At 42.4% G+C, this 14,960-nt stretch carries 9 protein-coding genes; 3 read left to right on the top strand and 6 right to left on the bottom strand.

Annotated features, from left to right (window positions below; translation table 11 throughout):
* Nucleotides 1–73 precede the first annotated feature (73 nt).
* Nucleotides 74–1,456: a Na+/H+ antiporter NhaC family protein gene (locus V7783_RS13530; RefSeq protein WP_335679159.1), complete on the bottom strand. Its 1,383-nt coding sequence runs from the start codon at nucleotides 1,454–1,456 to the stop codon at nucleotides 74–76.
* 307 nt (nucleotides 1,457–1,763) lie between these two features.
* Nucleotides 1,764–2,669, bottom strand: coding sequence for an AraC family transcriptional regulator (locus V7783_RS13525; RefSeq protein ID WP_335679158.1), 906 nt, complete (start codon nucleotides 2,667–2,669; stop codon nucleotides 1,764–1,766).
* A gap of 176 nt (nucleotides 2,670–2,845) precedes the next feature.
* Between V7783_RS13525 and exaC the strand changes: the two genes are divergently transcribed.
* The 3 genes from exaC to V7783_RS13510 all read left to right on the top strand — a co-directional run bounded on the left by exaC (nucleotide 2,846) and on the right by V7783_RS13510 (nucleotide 6,320).
* Nucleotides 2,846–4,366, top strand: a complete 1,521-nt coding sequence (exaC, locus tag V7783_RS13520; RefSeq protein ID WP_335679157.1) for an acetaldehyde dehydrogenase ExaC — start codon at nucleotides 2,846–2,848, stop codon at nucleotides 4,364–4,366.
* Nucleotides 4,367–4,516: 150 nt separating this feature from the next.
* Nucleotides 4,517–6,019, top strand: a complete 1,503-nt coding sequence (locus V7783_RS13515; RefSeq protein ID WP_335679156.1) for a S41 family peptidase — start codon at nucleotides 4,517–4,519, stop codon at nucleotides 6,017–6,019.
* 103 nt (nucleotides 6,020–6,122) lie between these two features.
* Nucleotides 6,123–6,320, top strand: coding sequence for a CPXCG motif-containing cysteine-rich protein (locus V7783_RS13510; RefSeq protein WP_335679155.1), 198 nt, complete (start codon nucleotides 6,123–6,125; stop codon nucleotides 6,318–6,320).
* A 13-nt stretch (nucleotides 6,321–6,333) separates the two neighbouring features.
* On the opposite strand, the gene V7783_RS13505 is transcribed toward V7783_RS13510, so the two are convergent.
* From V7783_RS13505 to V7783_RS13490, 4 genes are all read right to left on the bottom strand, one after another.
* The gene (locus tag V7783_RS13505; protein WP_335679178.1) at nucleotides 6,334–7,302 is read right to left on the bottom strand and encodes an alpha/beta fold hydrolase; all 969 of its coding nucleotides are present in this window, start codon (nucleotides 7,300–7,302) and stop codon (nucleotides 6,334–6,336) included.
* Nucleotides 7,303–7,512: 210 nt separating this feature from the next.
* Complete coding sequence (locus V7783_RS13500; RefSeq protein WP_335679154.1) at nucleotides 7,513–10,473, bottom strand: TonB-dependent receptor; 2,961 nt, start codon at nucleotides 10,471–10,473, stop codon at nucleotides 7,513–7,515.
* Between the two features lie 72 nt (nucleotides 10,474–10,545).
* Nucleotides 10,546–13,200, bottom strand: coding sequence for a family 16 glycosylhydrolase (locus V7783_RS13495; protein WP_335679153.1), 2,655 nt, complete (start codon nucleotides 13,198–13,200; stop codon nucleotides 10,546–10,548).
* A gap of 480 nt (nucleotides 13,201–13,680) precedes the next feature.
* Nucleotides 13,681–14,838, bottom strand: coding sequence for a BamA/TamA family outer membrane protein (locus tag V7783_RS13490; RefSeq protein WP_335679177.1), 1,158 nt, complete (start codon nucleotides 14,836–14,838; stop codon nucleotides 13,681–13,683).
* Between the last annotated feature and the right edge of the window lie 122 nt (nucleotides 14,839–14,960).

The raw sequence follows: 14,960 nt of genomic DNA, 5'->3' as shown, positions 1-14,960 counted from the left end.
TTAAATGAGTTTTTTAACCTTAACCTTAACCTTAACCTTTAACCTTGCCAACTTTCCTCTTCAATCTATCTGCCTAAGCTATCACTAGAAATCCGACAAACGCGCAGGCTGCTGCAATGAGTGTATACGGCAATTGGGTAATTGCGTGGCTCATTAAGTTACAACCTGAGCCTTGGGCTGCAAGCACAGTTGAATCAGAGTAAAAGCATGCTTGGCTACCAAATGATGAGGCAGATAACAGCGCACCAATCACCAGCGGTATATTTGCATCAACCGCGACGGCAAGTGGCATTACAATCGGGATGGTTACTGCAAAAATTCCCCAGCTTGAACCCGTTGCAAACGCTAAAATGGCCATGGCTAAAAATACCACCGCAGGTAAATAGCCAGCAGTCATAAATGGGCTAAGTGACTCAATCACAAACTGTGGTAATAATAATTGGTCGCAGACATCTTTAAAAATGAACGCGGCAATCACCGTACCAATTGCTGGTAGCATGCTTTTAAAACCATCGAGCATTTTTTCAATCATTTCGGCAAATGGCATTAGCTTTTGCAACATATAAAAGGGGATTGTCACGGCAAATGTGGCTAATAATCCTTTGTATACATCAATATCGAAATACACAGTAAAGGCAACGAGTAATAAAATAGGCAGTAAAAAGTTATACAGTTTACCGTGGCTATCTGCGCTTTCAAAGCTTTCTTCAACGGCTTTTACCGCGTATTCATCGGCTGTTTGCACTTCGTTGTATTGTGCTGGGTCGACTTGTGGCTGCTGTTGCATTGCTTGTAATTGGGCTTTTTTCATCGGCCCAAATAAAGGAATAACGCCTAATACCACTAACGGTACGATTAACATGGCAAACCATGCGTACAACATGTATGGAATGGCTTGCATATACACAGCAATACCTTGGCCTTCGTCGGCAATGTTATTATCAACCAATAATCCGCCAAAGAACACGGCCCAGGTAGATAGCGGCACTAATACACAAATTGGTGCTGCAGTAGAGTCGACCACGTAGGCAAGCATTTCGCGGCTGATTTTAAATTTATCGGTAATGCGTTTCATGGTTTCACCCACAGTGAGCGCATTAAGGTAGTCGTCGATAAAAATCACGATACCGAGCAAGAAGGTCATGATCAACGATGAGCGTGGGCCTTTACAAAAACGCAGTGCAAAGCTGCCAAATGCAGCTGCACCACCGGTGCGCACTAACAATGCGATTAACGCACCAAAGCCACCGCACACGAGTATTAGCCAGCCGATGGTTTCATCGACCATCACTTTTAACGATGCCGCAGCAAAGTTACTCAGCATGGCAGCAGGGTTTAGCATCGCAAGGCCAACTAAGGCACCGATCAGCAAAGATAAAATAGGACGACGTAACACGATCGCCAAAATTACCACCACAATTGGCGGCACAAGACTTAACGCAGAAGGTTCAAGCATTTAAGTATTCACAAAATAAAAAGCACTTGAGTGATTGGCTCAAGCTACTTAACAAAAACAAAGAATGTTAGCCACATGGCTGATATTCCAAGTCACTGCTTTTGCACGCAATCATTACTGTTGGCTTTCGCGGTGGGATGAGCACAAGTGCGACACAGTAAAGTGCGTTGGCTTGGCGCCAGACGGTGCAGGGGATGCATGCCGCTATTGTTTATGCCGATAAAAACATCAGCGGGAAAATAATCTGCAATTGCGTTTGAGTCAACAAAAACTTTTAATTTAGTTAAAAATTCTTGGTGTTTGCATATTAATGCTTGTAGTGCTTAGGTGGTACGCCAAACGTTTGTTTAAATAAACGGCTAAAGTGACTCGGGTTGGTAAAACCGAGTTCATAACAAATTTGAGTCACTTGCTGGCCAGATTGCAGCAAGTGTCGGGCTTTTTTCAATCGTAGTTGTTGTTGGTATGTAGCAGGGCTTTGTCCAAAGGCGAGTTTAAATTGTTGATAAAACTTACTGCGACTCATACAGGCTATTTTGCATAACTTATCAATATCGAGCGTTTGGTTTAGGTTTTCAGCCATGTAATTGAGGGCCTGATTAAGGCTGCAGTTAATCATAGGTTGCTTACAGCTTGAGAGCATTAAATCGCGGCTTTGTTGTTGTAACAGGCGAGTGATTAATTCATTAACTGAAAGCTCAATTAAATAATGACGATCTTGCTCGTTTTCACTGAATAAACCAATCATACGTTCAAGTAACTGTTGGGTTTGTTGATTATGCTCGGTATGGATAAGTTTAGGGATGTATTGAAAAAAATCATCACTGCTTATTTGTTGCTGTATATTAAGTGCATCAGCCACTTGGCTAATTTTATCACGGCTAATTTCAATCGCTAAACAGGTGGTTGGTTGTTTAATTGACGCTTCTGGAAAATCAATCAACACACCTTGCTCCGGTGCTAGTACAAATGACTGCTGTGGTAAAAATTCTTTGTGGTAATCACTGTCGCCAACATGCATGATTTTTTTACCGCTGATCATGCCGCAAAATAGTAGTTCGCTGGAGTGCAGCGCCACTTTTTGTGCATCTTGGTAGGTATCATAAATACTCAGCTCAGCGTTATCTGAGGCAAAAGTAACTTTGTTTTCGATAAGTACATCAACCGCTTGGCGCTTTTTGGTGAGCTTTTCTTTGCTTAAATAAGCCGCCATTTTACCTCACTTGTAAGTCTGGACACACAGACACGTTTTTTGGACAGGTAATCAAGTTTGTATGCCTGTTATGCGCTAATGTCAATAAACGACGGATAAATAACCAACAATCTCCCGTCAAACTTAGTCAATCTGATTAAATTAAAAAGCAACATTTTGAATAAAGGACACACACAATGATTTACGCAAATCCTGGCAGCGACGGTGCGCTAATTAACTTTAAATCTCACTATGGTAATTATATTGGTGGGCAATGGGTCGAGCCAGTTAACGGTCAGTACTTTGAAAATATTAGCCCCGTTAACGGTAAGGTATTTTGTAAAATACCACGCTCAGATAAAGCGGATATTGAGCTTGCGCTTGATAAAGCCCACGAAGCAAAAGCGGCATGGGGCACAACCTCAGTGACGCAGCGTAGCAATATTTTATTAAAAGTTGCTGATCGTATTGAACAAAACTTAGAGCTACTTGCTGTGGCTGAAACCTGGGATAACGGTAAAGCAATTCGCGAGACCTTAGCGGCCGATATTCCGCTAGCAGCAGATCACTTTCGCTATTTTGCCGGCTGTATTCGCGCCCAAGAAGGGACAATAGGTGAGATAGATGAGACCACCGTTGCCTATCACTTTCATGAGCCGCTAGGCGTAGTAGGGCAAATTATCCCCTGGAACTTCCCAATATTAATGGCGGCATGGAAGCTAGCCCCAGCGCTTGCAGCGGGTAACTGCGTAATATTAAAGCCGGCTGAGCAAACACCTGCATCAATATTGGTGTTAATGGAAATCATCGGCGATTTACTGCCTGCTGGCGTACTTAATGTCGTGAACGGCTTTGGTAAAGAAGCTGGCGAAGCACTGGCAACCAGTACTCGTATCGCTAAAATTGCCTTTACTGGCTCGACTCCTGTTGGCTCGCATATTTTAAAATGCGCCGCAGATAACATTATTCCATCCACTGTTGAGCTTGGGGGGAAATCACCCAATATATTCTTTAACGATGTAATGGACAAAGATGATTCATTTCTAAGTAAAGCCATTGAAGGGGCTGTGCTTGCCTATTTTAATCAAGGTGAAGTATGTACCTGTCCGTCGCGTTTATTTATTCAAGAAGATATTTACGAGCAGTTTATTGAACGTATTTTAGAGCGCACATTAAAAATTAAACGTGGCAATCCGCTGGATAGTGAAACCATGGTGGGCGCGCAAGCGTCAAAAGCCCAGTTTGATAAAATTCTTAGTTATATAGAGATTGGTAAAAACGAAGGGGCGCAAGTTCTTACTGGCGGTAATGTTGAGCAATTAAGTGATGAGCTAAATGGCGGTTATTATATTCAGCCAACGCTGTTAAAAGGCACTAACGATATGCGCGTGTTCCAAGAAGAAATTTTTGGCCCGGTTATTTCTATGTCGACTTTTAAAGATGAAGCTGAAGCACTTGAACTTGCAAACAGCTCAGAGTTTGGTTTGGGGGCAGGGGTGTGGAGCCGTAATATGAACCGTGCTTATCACTTTGGCCGCAAAATAGAGGCAGGCCGAGTGTGGACTAACTGTTATCATATGTACCCAGCTCATGCTGCATTTGGTGGCTATAAAAAATCAGGCATTGGCCGCGAAACCCACAAGCTCGCACTTGATCATTACCAGCAAACTAAAAACTTGCTGGTTAGCTACAGTGAAGATCCACTCGGTTTTTTTTAAACACGGTTTAAGCGAAGCTGTAATTTAATTGAGTAATGTAAAGCGTGGCCACTGGCTGCGCTTTTTTGTATAAACTAGTTACATTTTAGAGCTGAGTTTGGTTTACTTAAGTATCAGTAAGTTAGAATATAATAATTAAAAAGGATTTATATGAGAAAGGTGATTAAATCATCCCCTAAGATACTTGTGGTCGTTATGTCTTTAATGGCACCAAATGTTTTTGCACAAGATGATAAAAACAGCTCTTCGCAAAGCTTACCGAGCACAGCTGCGCAGTGGCAAGCAACAGCGCAGCGCGACATTGAAGCCGCATATCAGCAATCAGTTGCCAATCACCCGGGTATGTATGACAGCTATAACCCAGACTTCCCTAAGCTACTTGAAAGCGCTAAACGAGAAGGATTAGCGCTTGCACAGCAGATCAATAATGCGCAAGGTTACGCAGCTGCAATTGCGCGTTTTAATACCGTTTTGCAAGATGGTCATGCCGGAGCTGTGGCGCTTTTACCTAAAGAATTAAAGCAACCACGCCGCTGGCCTGGGTTTTCGGCAGTATGGCGAGGTAATGGCTTAAAAGTGTATTACTCTGAGCATAGTCAAATTGCCAAGGGCGATAAAATAATACGCTGTAATAACACGCCAATTGAGCCATTAATGCGCAGAACCATTTTTACTTTTCGTGGGCAGGTTGAGCAGCCAGGCCATTGGTGGCATAACGGGCGGCGCTTACTTATTGATGATGGCAACCCTTTTTTACCCAAACTTAAAACATGTGACTTTGCCAAAGCGAATGGCTTCACTTACAGCGTGCAATTGCAGTGGGCTGAGCGCCCCGAAAGTGTAAAGCAGCATTTGGTTAATGCATACAATGGCGATGAACTCCCAATAGGTCTTCATTGGCCAAGCAAAGATATTGCGTGGATTGCAATGCCAACATTTTCGCCTAATGAGCAACAAAAAGCAGATTACCAGCAGCTGTTTGTTGATTTAGCAAAACAGCGCGCCCAGTTATTAACGGCCAAAGCTGTAATACTTGATCTTCGTCATAACCAAGGTGGTTCATCTTTTTGGAGCTTAAAAGTTGCAGAGCAGTTATGGGGGCAACAAGTTGTTAGCTATCGTAGAGCGCAAGCAGGCGAAAAAACTCAAGTTTGGTGGCGCGCCTCAAAAGACAATACCGAATATGTAGAGTCATTAAAGGTAATATTAAAAGACCAACCTGAAATGTACGAAATGGTTAAAGAAGTATCTGCGGGTATGCAGCTATCGCTAAATGAAGGAGCCCCGTTTTACGTAGAGCATAATCAGCCTCCTGAGCAAAGTTTAGCTGAAGTAACAAGCAGTGATTTTCAAAACAAAGCTATGGTGATAGTACCTGGGCAATGCGGTAGCGCCTGTCTTGATGCAGTTGACACCTTTAAGCTGTTTTCAAATACGGTATTATTTGGCGCGCCAAGTAGCTCTGATTCTACGTATATGGAAGTAAGGTTAGTCGATACACCATCTGGGTTGAGCAAGGTGATTATTCCTAATAAAGTATATGTAGATAGACCCCGTGCAAACGGATTCTACTATCAGCCTGATATTCCATACTATGGACTTGAATGGACAACAGAAGCCTTGCTTAAGCAACTTAAAAGCACCTTAGAGTAGCTGTATTAGCTTGTTTTGTAGGCATATTAAACAAGCTAGTTAATTTAAGCTTAGATTATTTACAGCGTATTTCACAAATAAAACACCGACAGGAGCTTCATTTATGAATCAATTAACCGAGAAAACTATTGCATGCCCGTATTGTGGTGAGCATATCGAAGTACTGCTTGACCCCGCTGACGTAGACCAACAATATATAGAAGACTGCCAAGTTTGCTGTAAGCCGATTAACTTTTTAGTTTTTGAAACGATGGATGAGGAACTCTCTGTCACCGTTTTTAGCGATGACGAGAGTTACTAGCTTTAACTTTTAATTATTTACTTGCTAATGCTTTTATAAACACGGCTTTAAAGCGATCAAAGTCTTCAATATGCGGTAAATGTCCTAAATCGGCCAGTTCAAATAGTTCAGCGTTAGGGATTACTGCTGCAGCCGCTTTACCTAATTTATCGTAACGGCCAAGCTCATAATCAACGCCTGATTTTTTCCAATTACGGCCAGGGCCGGTTCTATCTCGGGTGCCAATAATTAACTTAACCGGCATAGTGAAATTTTTAAACTCAGTGATCACCGGCTGGGTAAAAATCATGTCGTAGGTTTTGGCGTTAACCCATGCCACTTGCTCTTTATCAGGGCCTTGAATTTGGCCAGTAATAAAGTCGGTGAGGGCGGCGTAATCACTATTCCATTTACCGTCATAATAGTTCTTTTGTTGATACGCTTTAACGCCAGCGGGTGTTTTAGCAAGCTCATTTTTATAGAAAAAGTCGGTGTCTTTGTATTGCACAAATTGCAAATAATTTTCAAGGCCGATGGGGTTGAGCAAAACCAGCTTTTCTGTGCTTTGCGGATACATCAGCGCAAAGCGACTAGCCAGCATCCCGCCCATAGAGTGACCTAAAACAATTGATTTATTTATATTTAATGACGTCATTAAAGCGTGAGTATGCTGCGCTAAAGCTGCAAATGAAAACTGATAATCGGCTGGTTTTGACGATTTACCAAAGCCAATTTGGTCCGGTATAAATACACCATAGCCTTGTTTTTGTAAGTAGTTTGCAGTTGTACTCCAGTAATGGCCGTTAAAGTTTTTACCATGCAGTAAAGTTACAACCGGTTTGTCGCCTTTGGCGGGTAAGTAAGTGTAGGCCATTTTAAGTTGTTGGCCTTGGGATGAAAAATTATAATATTTAACGTCAAAGTCGTAACGATAGTTAGTTAGCTGCGCGTCGTAAGCGAGTGTATCTTTTGGCTCTGCGAATACGGTTGATGTAAAAAACATCGCGCATAGTAATATCAGTGTTTGCTTCATTGTTATACTCCTTTAATCGCTATTGTTGGCTACTAGCTTAACACGATAGTTTTTTATTTTGTAAGTTAGACCGCAGAGTTAAGTCACGTTTATACCCAAATACCTATACTCAAGAAGAAGTCAGCAATAAAAAAGCCGCTCAATAAAAAGAGCGGCTAAGTTGGGCTTCAAATCGCTGTATTAAAATGTATAACGCGCGCCGAGTGTATAGCGTGGTCCGTACTGGCGAGCAAATAAGAACTGCTCTTCATAACGGCCATAACCTTGCTCGGTTTCGTTCGTTAAATTTATTCCTTCTGCGAATACGGTGACATTTTCTGTCACGTCGTAATTCACACTCATATCCCATTGCGCATACTCTTTAGCATACTGTGGCGGTGCATCAGCTGAGCCTTGTGCTTGGCCTACACCAATTAAGTACGCGTCGCGCCATGCGTAAGTTATTTTAATTGATAAGCCATCCATTTCATAAAATGCTTGAAAGTTAGCCGAGTCACTTAAACCTGTTAGAGGTGCTTGTTGATCTAAGCTGTCGCTATCAAACTCGACATCACCATCAACAATGGTTGCATTCACGCCTAAGCCAAACCCCGTTTCACCAAATAAGTGTTGCACGGCAACTTCAAAACCATCAACTGATTTACTATCTGTATTGGTAGGCTGGCTAATGTTCCACAAAATTAGTGGATCATTACTGCTCGGTTCTATTTTGCCGTCAGCGTTACCATTACCGTTTGCGAGCATTTGCGCAAAAATAGCATCGCTGGTGGCTTGTTCGCCGCGCGCTTCTACATCTGACACAGCTTGTTGGTAACGAGGACCGTTGAGGATATCGTGTAAACCTTCAATGGTAGTTTCAGTTATGGTTGTTTGAATAAAGTTATCGACATCTTTTTTGAAATAACCAATTGATGCGTAACTGCCTTCGCCATAATAATACTCTAATGATAAATCAAGGTTAGTTGATTCATACGGTAAAAGATTAGTATTACCTTGGCTGCCAGTACGTGAGCCAGGTTTAGGGCTGCCTGTTAAGCTGCGACCGCCTGCAAGATTACCAAGTGGTGCCCGTGACATAGTTTTACCCCAAGAGATACGAGAGACTAAGTCATCGGTGATATCAACACGAATATCAATATTAGGTAGTAATACGTCGTAGTCGCCTTGTTGGGTTAAAAAGTTATCTGTACCACCAGCTTCATATTGCATAATCCATTCTGAGGCACTTTCCCAATTAACTTGTTTTTCTACGCGTTGGCGCACGGTGCTTTCTACATCAGTTTGCTCGTAGCGTAAGCCTGCATTAACTTGGACATAGAAATTTGAAACATCAAATTCCCACTTGGTATTTAGATAAATACTATCGGTTATTTCTTCTACACTGCTTTGGCTGTCGATACCATCAAAGTAGGCATCAGTTGAATAAACATCACCACCCATTACATCTTCTGTTAGATAAGCGAGTTGACGCGCAACGGCTTCGTCAAAGTCATAGGTGTAATAGTAATTAGGTTGTAAATCACTACCACCACCAGCAAATGCATCGAGTAAGTCACCGGTATCGTGGCGAGTAAACATACTGTCTGGGAATATCTCTGTAAACGAAGGGTTGAAGCCTGGTCCGCCACGCAGGCCACTCCATGCTTCATAGCCGCCAGTGGTTTGTTTGGTTCGTGCTGCGCCGAATTTAATGCTGTTTAAACCAATATCAAAGCTGTCGTTATACCAGGTTGTATCAAGCTGAAGTTGCTTAACTTGTGATTCACCCGGTGAGTGAATAAACTGGCTAAAGTTAGAATCTATTTCACCTGGGCTGAGCTCTGAGGTGCCATTTTTCCAATTTACAAGTGCGCTTGGGATATCGCCAGTTCGATAATCATAAAGTTTATTAACCAGTTGATCAGAACCTAATATAACTTGGCCAGCACTTCCCATGCCTTTATCTGCACCATTATCGGTCTCATTTTTTGAGTCATGATAGTCCAGTTCAATTTCCCAGTTACTGCCAATTTGCCACTCTAGGTTTAAGCCAATTGAGCGGGCTGTTACTTCAGTGGTATTGCGGTTAGCGGTGAATGAAGCGTCATTACCACCAATATCGGCGTATAATGCTGTGCCGTTTTCATCCAGCTCATAGCTATTAATATTGCCACCAAACTCGTTCCAAATACCCCAGCCAATGCTGTTTGAGCCTGTAACCGCTTCACTTGCAGTATAATCAACTGTGGCTACAAAGTTATCGACAGGTGCAAATTGCAAGGTTACTTGGCCATTTGTACGCTCGCGTTGTAGGTCTTCAATGCTGTAGTTCATATCTTTAGGGAAGAAGTGATTACCGACACGGTTGCCTTCTGCATCTACAGCGCGAGGGTCTACAAACGTGCCTTCCTCTAAGCTGGGTAAGTCAACGTTAGCTTGCCAGCCTTGAATATTAGCCGTTTGTTTTTGAAAATCACGACGTTGATGTGAAAATGAAAAGCCAACACCAAACATTTCATCATTAAAAGTATTGCTATAAACTGCTGATACTTCAGGCGTTACATCATTGCCTTGCTCATTTGAGCTGTCATAAATAGCTTTAGCAGAGGCACTGAAATGTTGGCCAGGTTGCTGTAGTGGGCGCGTAGTTACAATATTTACTGTGGCACCTAAACCACCGCTTGGAATATCTGCTTTAGCTGTTTTATAGACTTCAAGGGCGCTAACACCTTCAGATGCCAAGTTTTCCATATTAAACGAACGGGTGTTACCTGTGCCTGGCATCTGACGGCCGTTCAAGGTAATTAAGTTATATGATGGGCCAAAACCACGTACCGTGATTTGGCTACCTTCGCCGTTAGCACGACTCACTGATACGCCGGTAATACGTTGTAATGACTCAGCTAAGTTCGTATCTGGGAACTTGCCCATTTCTTCGGCTGAAATAGCATCCATTACACCCGTTGCATCACGTTTTAAATCCATGGCACGAATAAGCGAGCCTTTAATCCCTTTTACTTGGATCACTTCAATATCAGGGCTATCGTTTTCATTTAAGTTTTGTTCTTGAGCGTAAACGGGTGTAGCAGTTGAAATGCCTGCTGCAATGACAAGCGACACCGTTGCTGCAATATGACTCTTTTTAAAATTAATTGTGTTCATAATAGTCTGCTTATATACAAATTTGTTGCCAAGGCTGGCAAGCGCACTTACCAACCCGATTAATTGACGCTGTTATTGTTGCCCGATTATGGCGTTATCAATGCGATAGACCGCGCCGTTACCTGTGCCCCACGCAGGGAACACCATAACAACATTGATAGCACTAATATCAAGGCCTGCGTCATACAAGTCTTGTACATTAAAGGTAAAGGTTTGCCATTGGCCAACAAGTACGTCTTGTCCTTCATTACTGGCTGTTAAAGGAAATTCGGCAAAGTTATCATCAAGTGTTGATTCTATTTTAAATAGCCATTGCGAGTCAGGGTTTGAAGGCGCTGAGACTACCTTCATATCAAATTTCACAACACCATCGGCTAATAAATGTGAGGCATCAAACGATACCTCGTCATCGGCTAAAAAGCCCATAACAGTTGGCTCGCTACCAATCATAAATTGGGCAACTGTACCGTGATCGCTATCGTCAGCTTCTTCAGTCGGTTTAGAGCCACCACAGCAGTCCCAAATACTCCACTGCTCAGGCGTGCTGTCTTTAAATAACACTAAGTCACTACCGGTTGGCATAGCTGCTGGGTCGTAAATTTTTACGTTATCAACACGATACACAGCGCCTTCTCCTGTACCCCAAGCAGGGTAAATCATGACTACATCAATAGCGCTTACATCTAAGCCAGCACCTGCTAAATCAGTTAATGAATAGCTATAGGTTTGCCATTCGCCCAAAACAGGCGCATCACCTACGTCTGTTAACGGTAATTCAAGTGCTGTATCACTATCATTTGACTCTATTTTCATCATCCAAGTGGCGTCTGGACTGCTAGGACTAGAGATAACTTTTAAGTCAAAACTAAACACACCACTACTTAAAATGCTGGTTGCATCAAATGCTTTACCACCGCCGCCAGCGGATGTACGGGTATTAAAGCCCATTACTGTAGGTTCGGCACCGATGCTAAATTCTGCTGTTAAGCCATGCGCTTCATCGTCCATTGCTTCAACGGGCGTTGAGCCTCCACAGCAATCCCACATCGGCCAATCTAGGTTTTGTTCATCAGTGAAAATAGTGAGTTCTGATGACACTACATCGCCTTCAATCGTAACATTAGTGATTAAGTATTCTGCACCTTCACCTGCGCCCCATGCAGGGAACATCATTAGTACATCGATAGCACTTAAATCTAGGCCTTTTTCTTGCAGTATGGACAGTGGGAAAGTGTAGGTTTGCCATTGACCCGTAACAGGATCCACGCCTTCCATGCTTTCATTTAGTGCAATTTCACCTGTACTAGGATTACCATCACCGGCTTCGGCCTTAAATAGCCAAGGTGTACCTGCTGCTGGTGGAGTCACTACTTTCATGTCAAATGTTAGACGGCCATTTAATTCAAGTAAGGGTGAAGCATCAAATGGCGACGATGTTCCGCTAAAGCCTTCAGGTAAATGACCACCACGCGTTGAAAAACCTAAAACAGTGCCATTGTTGTCATTAATATTAAATTTAACAACTTCGCCTTTATCTGGATCAGCAATGATCTCTGGTGTTGTACCGCCACAACAATCCCAAGCAATCCAGTTTGCATCCAAGCTGCCATTAAAGATATCAAGATTTTTTGCAACGCCATCACTCGGTGGGGTAGGCACGGGTGCTGCACCTTCTACTAATGCATCGTCTAAGCTATCGTATCCTGGGCGAACGGTTTCACAACCTTTGCCAGTATCTGGGTTTGATGCACATTCATAAACGCGTACATAATCAATCGTGTAGGTTTGACCTTCAGTAAAAGCGCCTGCGTCTACGCCAAGGTTATTCACGTTTTCAGGCCAATCACCACCGACAGCAAGGTTAAGAATAATAAAGAAGTCTTGATCAAATGGGGCACTGTCCCAGTGAGTAACCAGTTCACCTGAGCCTTGCTCATAATATTCAGCAAACCAGCCGCGGTGTTTTAAACCAACCGCTTCGCCCTTTGAATTATAACGTACTTCAGATTGGCGTTGTGTTGCATACAGTTCATTATCAACATACCAACGAATTTCACCTTCTTGCCATTCCACCGCATAAGTATGAAAATCGTCGGCTGGGTTCATATCTTGCGGGAACTCAAATGCTTTACCTGTGTGTGCATTGTTTGGCCATTCTCGGCCATAATGCAAAGTGCCATGGACGTTTGATTCAAGTGAACCGTCTTCATTAGCTACTTTAAGGTTTACCGCCTCAAGAATGTCAATTTCTCCTGAGCGTGGCCACTCTCCATAGACAGAATCTGTGGGCATCATCCAAAATGCAGGCCAACTGCCTTGACCGGATGGAAGCTTAGCGCGCATTTCAAAACGACCATATTTGAAATCGGCTTTGTATTGCGTAGTCAATCGAGCTGACGTGTAGGGAAGGTCTGCACCTTCTTCTGCAGGTAGCGCAACGATGTTAAGCATACCATCGCTTAAAAAAGCATTTTCACTGCTGTCGGTATAGCATTGTTTTTCGTTATTACCGCCGCCGGCACAGTTAATTTCGTAGTTCCACTTGGCAGCGTCAATATTTGAGCTGTCAAATTCATCACTCCATACCATTTGCCAGTCAGAAACAGGCTCTGTTGGATCGACCTTAGTAAAGTTTGATTCGGTCTCTGCGCCACCACCACACCCTACAAGGGTTGCCATAGAAATAGCGACGAAGAGTCGGCTTAATGTGATTGTTGTCATGTTCATTAGTTGAACCCCAGTTCGACAAAAAATTGTAAGAACATCGTTGATGATTATAATTGTGTATTCCAACGAATCCTGTAAGCGCTTACATTGCGAAGTAAAAAATATATACCATCAAATGTAAGCGCTTACAAAAGCGTATGCCAATGTTCATAGTTGGTCAACAAAATTAAGTGTTTTTTTTAACTTATATTTAACGCTAGTGGTATTTTTGGTCTTTTAGTATTGGCTTTTATTATTTTTCTAATTATTTACTGTTGAGTAAAAAGCTGGACTTGCTCCGTTAACCATTGCATAAAAACACGGTTTCGCTTAGGAACATGGTCATGAAAATCGCTGGATGACTGCGCAGCGCTTAGAAGTGTCGGGCGGTATGTTATTGTAATAAGTGATTTGTGCGACGAGGTGCTCGACTTGTAGCATTTCGTTGTACTGTTATCTGAATCACCAAGACCAGGTTCACATGGCAATTATATAAGCGGGTTACCACGTAGAGCCTGCTTGAATATATACAACATCTTGCTCAGGGCCGTGGGCAACGTCTAAGCCAATATTTATTCCATAATGTTCATCGATTAAATATCTAAAGCCCATGCCAACAGTGTTTATTGTTTTTGTGTCAGCCAGTGTTGAAAAGTGTTCCGCTGCCCAACCCATGCCGGTAAATGCACTGAGTTTAATTTTTTCAGTGATTTTATAACTGCCTTCAAGTTCAGTGACTAATACATTGAGCCCTTGGTAGCGAGAGGCTGATACTCCTCGTAAACTAATGCTCGGCGGGATGTAGACAGGCAGCTTTCTATCGTCTTTATTATTTACGGTGTCAAATTCTACGCGCAACGCTAAGTTAGTTTGTGCGCTCACTGCCCAATAGTTTAGAGCTGAAAGCTTAAAGCTGGTGTAGTCTATATCACTGCCAATTGCTTGGTTATACATCATGTACTCGGCTTTATAGTTTAAACCTTGCTCAGGATTTAAGGGGTTATCGCGGCTGTCATATTCCATAAGCGCACCTAAGCCTGAGGTGTTGATATCAGTTTTTAGTTGCTCATTTAATAGTCCCTCCGGGATGGTCAAATTTTCAAAAATAGGTTCCGCTAAACTAAGATCAACATGACGATAAAGCTGTTTAGCACCAAAAAAGAAATTACTGTCTTTATAACGTACTTTTACATTTTGCAATAACGCGGGACCTTCAATATTAAGTGACAGCGGAGTAAGTAAATCGATGTCAGAGAAGGTGTAAAAATCCAGATTAATACTGGCGTAGCCGATAATGCCTTGATAGCGAATTCTGTCTTCATCCCAAAACGTGACATGGCCAAGGGCAGCGCCTTTGGTGCCATTTTTTGTTGCCAGTGCGCCGACAATACTGATACTTTGCGGTAACGTTGCACCTTCTTTTTTAGGCTTTTTATTTTTATTATCATGAAAAAAAAGCCCGACAACACCTAACCCTGGACCCACTGCGGGTTCGGTTATAAAAGTCGGAATTGGTAAAAATGAAATCGGTTTATCCGCTTTAGGCGTTTGATTATCTAATTGTTTCTGTGTGGGTGTTAGCACATGATCTTCATAGGCATTGTTGGCAAAGCTGTGAAAAGAAATACACATAAAGCTGATACAACAAAGTGTAAACATTCTGATCAATGTAGTTGTTCCTAATTAGATATGAATTTCGCGTTTAATAGCATTAGTGTAAGCCCTTTAGTTGTTAATTTAAATGGTAGATTTTCAGTAAACTATAAATAACAAGTAAAGAG

This window comes from Pseudoalteromonas sp. (assembly GCF_036960685.1).
In the GTDB taxonomy this organism is placed as follows: Bacteria; Pseudomonadota; Gammaproteobacteria; order Enterobacterales; family Alteromonadaceae; genus Pseudoalteromonas.
The sequence above is the reverse complement of the archived record's forward strand: the minus strand, read 5'-3'. Positions and strand labels throughout refer to the sequence as shown.

Excerpts from the sequence above, each read along its gene's own strand:
- V7783_RS13500 (WP_335679154.1), bottom strand. The coding sequence starts at position 10,473 with ATGAACACAATTAATTTTAAAAAGAGTCATATTGCAGCAACGGTGTCG.
- V7783_RS13495 (WP_335679153.1), bottom strand. The coding sequence starts at position 13,200 with ATGAACATGACAACAATCACATTAAGCCGACTCTTCGTCGCTATTTCT.
- V7783_RS13525 (WP_335679158.1), bottom strand. The coding sequence starts at position 2,669 with ATGGCGGCTTATTTAAGCAAAGAAAAGCTCACCAAAAAGCGCCAAGCG.
- exaC (WP_335679157.1), top strand. The coding sequence starts at position 2,846 with ATGATTTACGCAAATCCTGGCAGCGACGGTGCGCTAATTAACTTTAAA.
- V7783_RS13515 (WP_335679156.1), top strand. The coding sequence starts at position 4,517 with ATGAGAAAGGTGATTAAATCATCCCCTAAGATACTTGTGGTCGTTATG.
- V7783_RS13510 (WP_335679155.1), top strand. The coding sequence starts at position 6,123 with ATGAATCAATTAACCGAGAAAACTATTGCATGCCCGTATTGTGGTGAG.
- V7783_RS13505 (WP_335679178.1), bottom strand. The coding sequence starts at position 7,302 with ATGTTTTTTACATCAACCGTATTCGCAGAGCCAAAAGATACACTCGCT.
- V7783_RS13490 (WP_335679177.1), bottom strand. The coding sequence starts at position 14,838 with ATGTTTACACTTTGTTGTATCAGCTTTATGTGTATTTCTTTTCACAGC.
- V7783_RS13530 (WP_335679159.1), bottom strand. The coding sequence starts at position 1,456 with ATGCTTGAACCTTCTGCGTTAAGTCTTGTGCCGCCAATTGTGGTGGTA.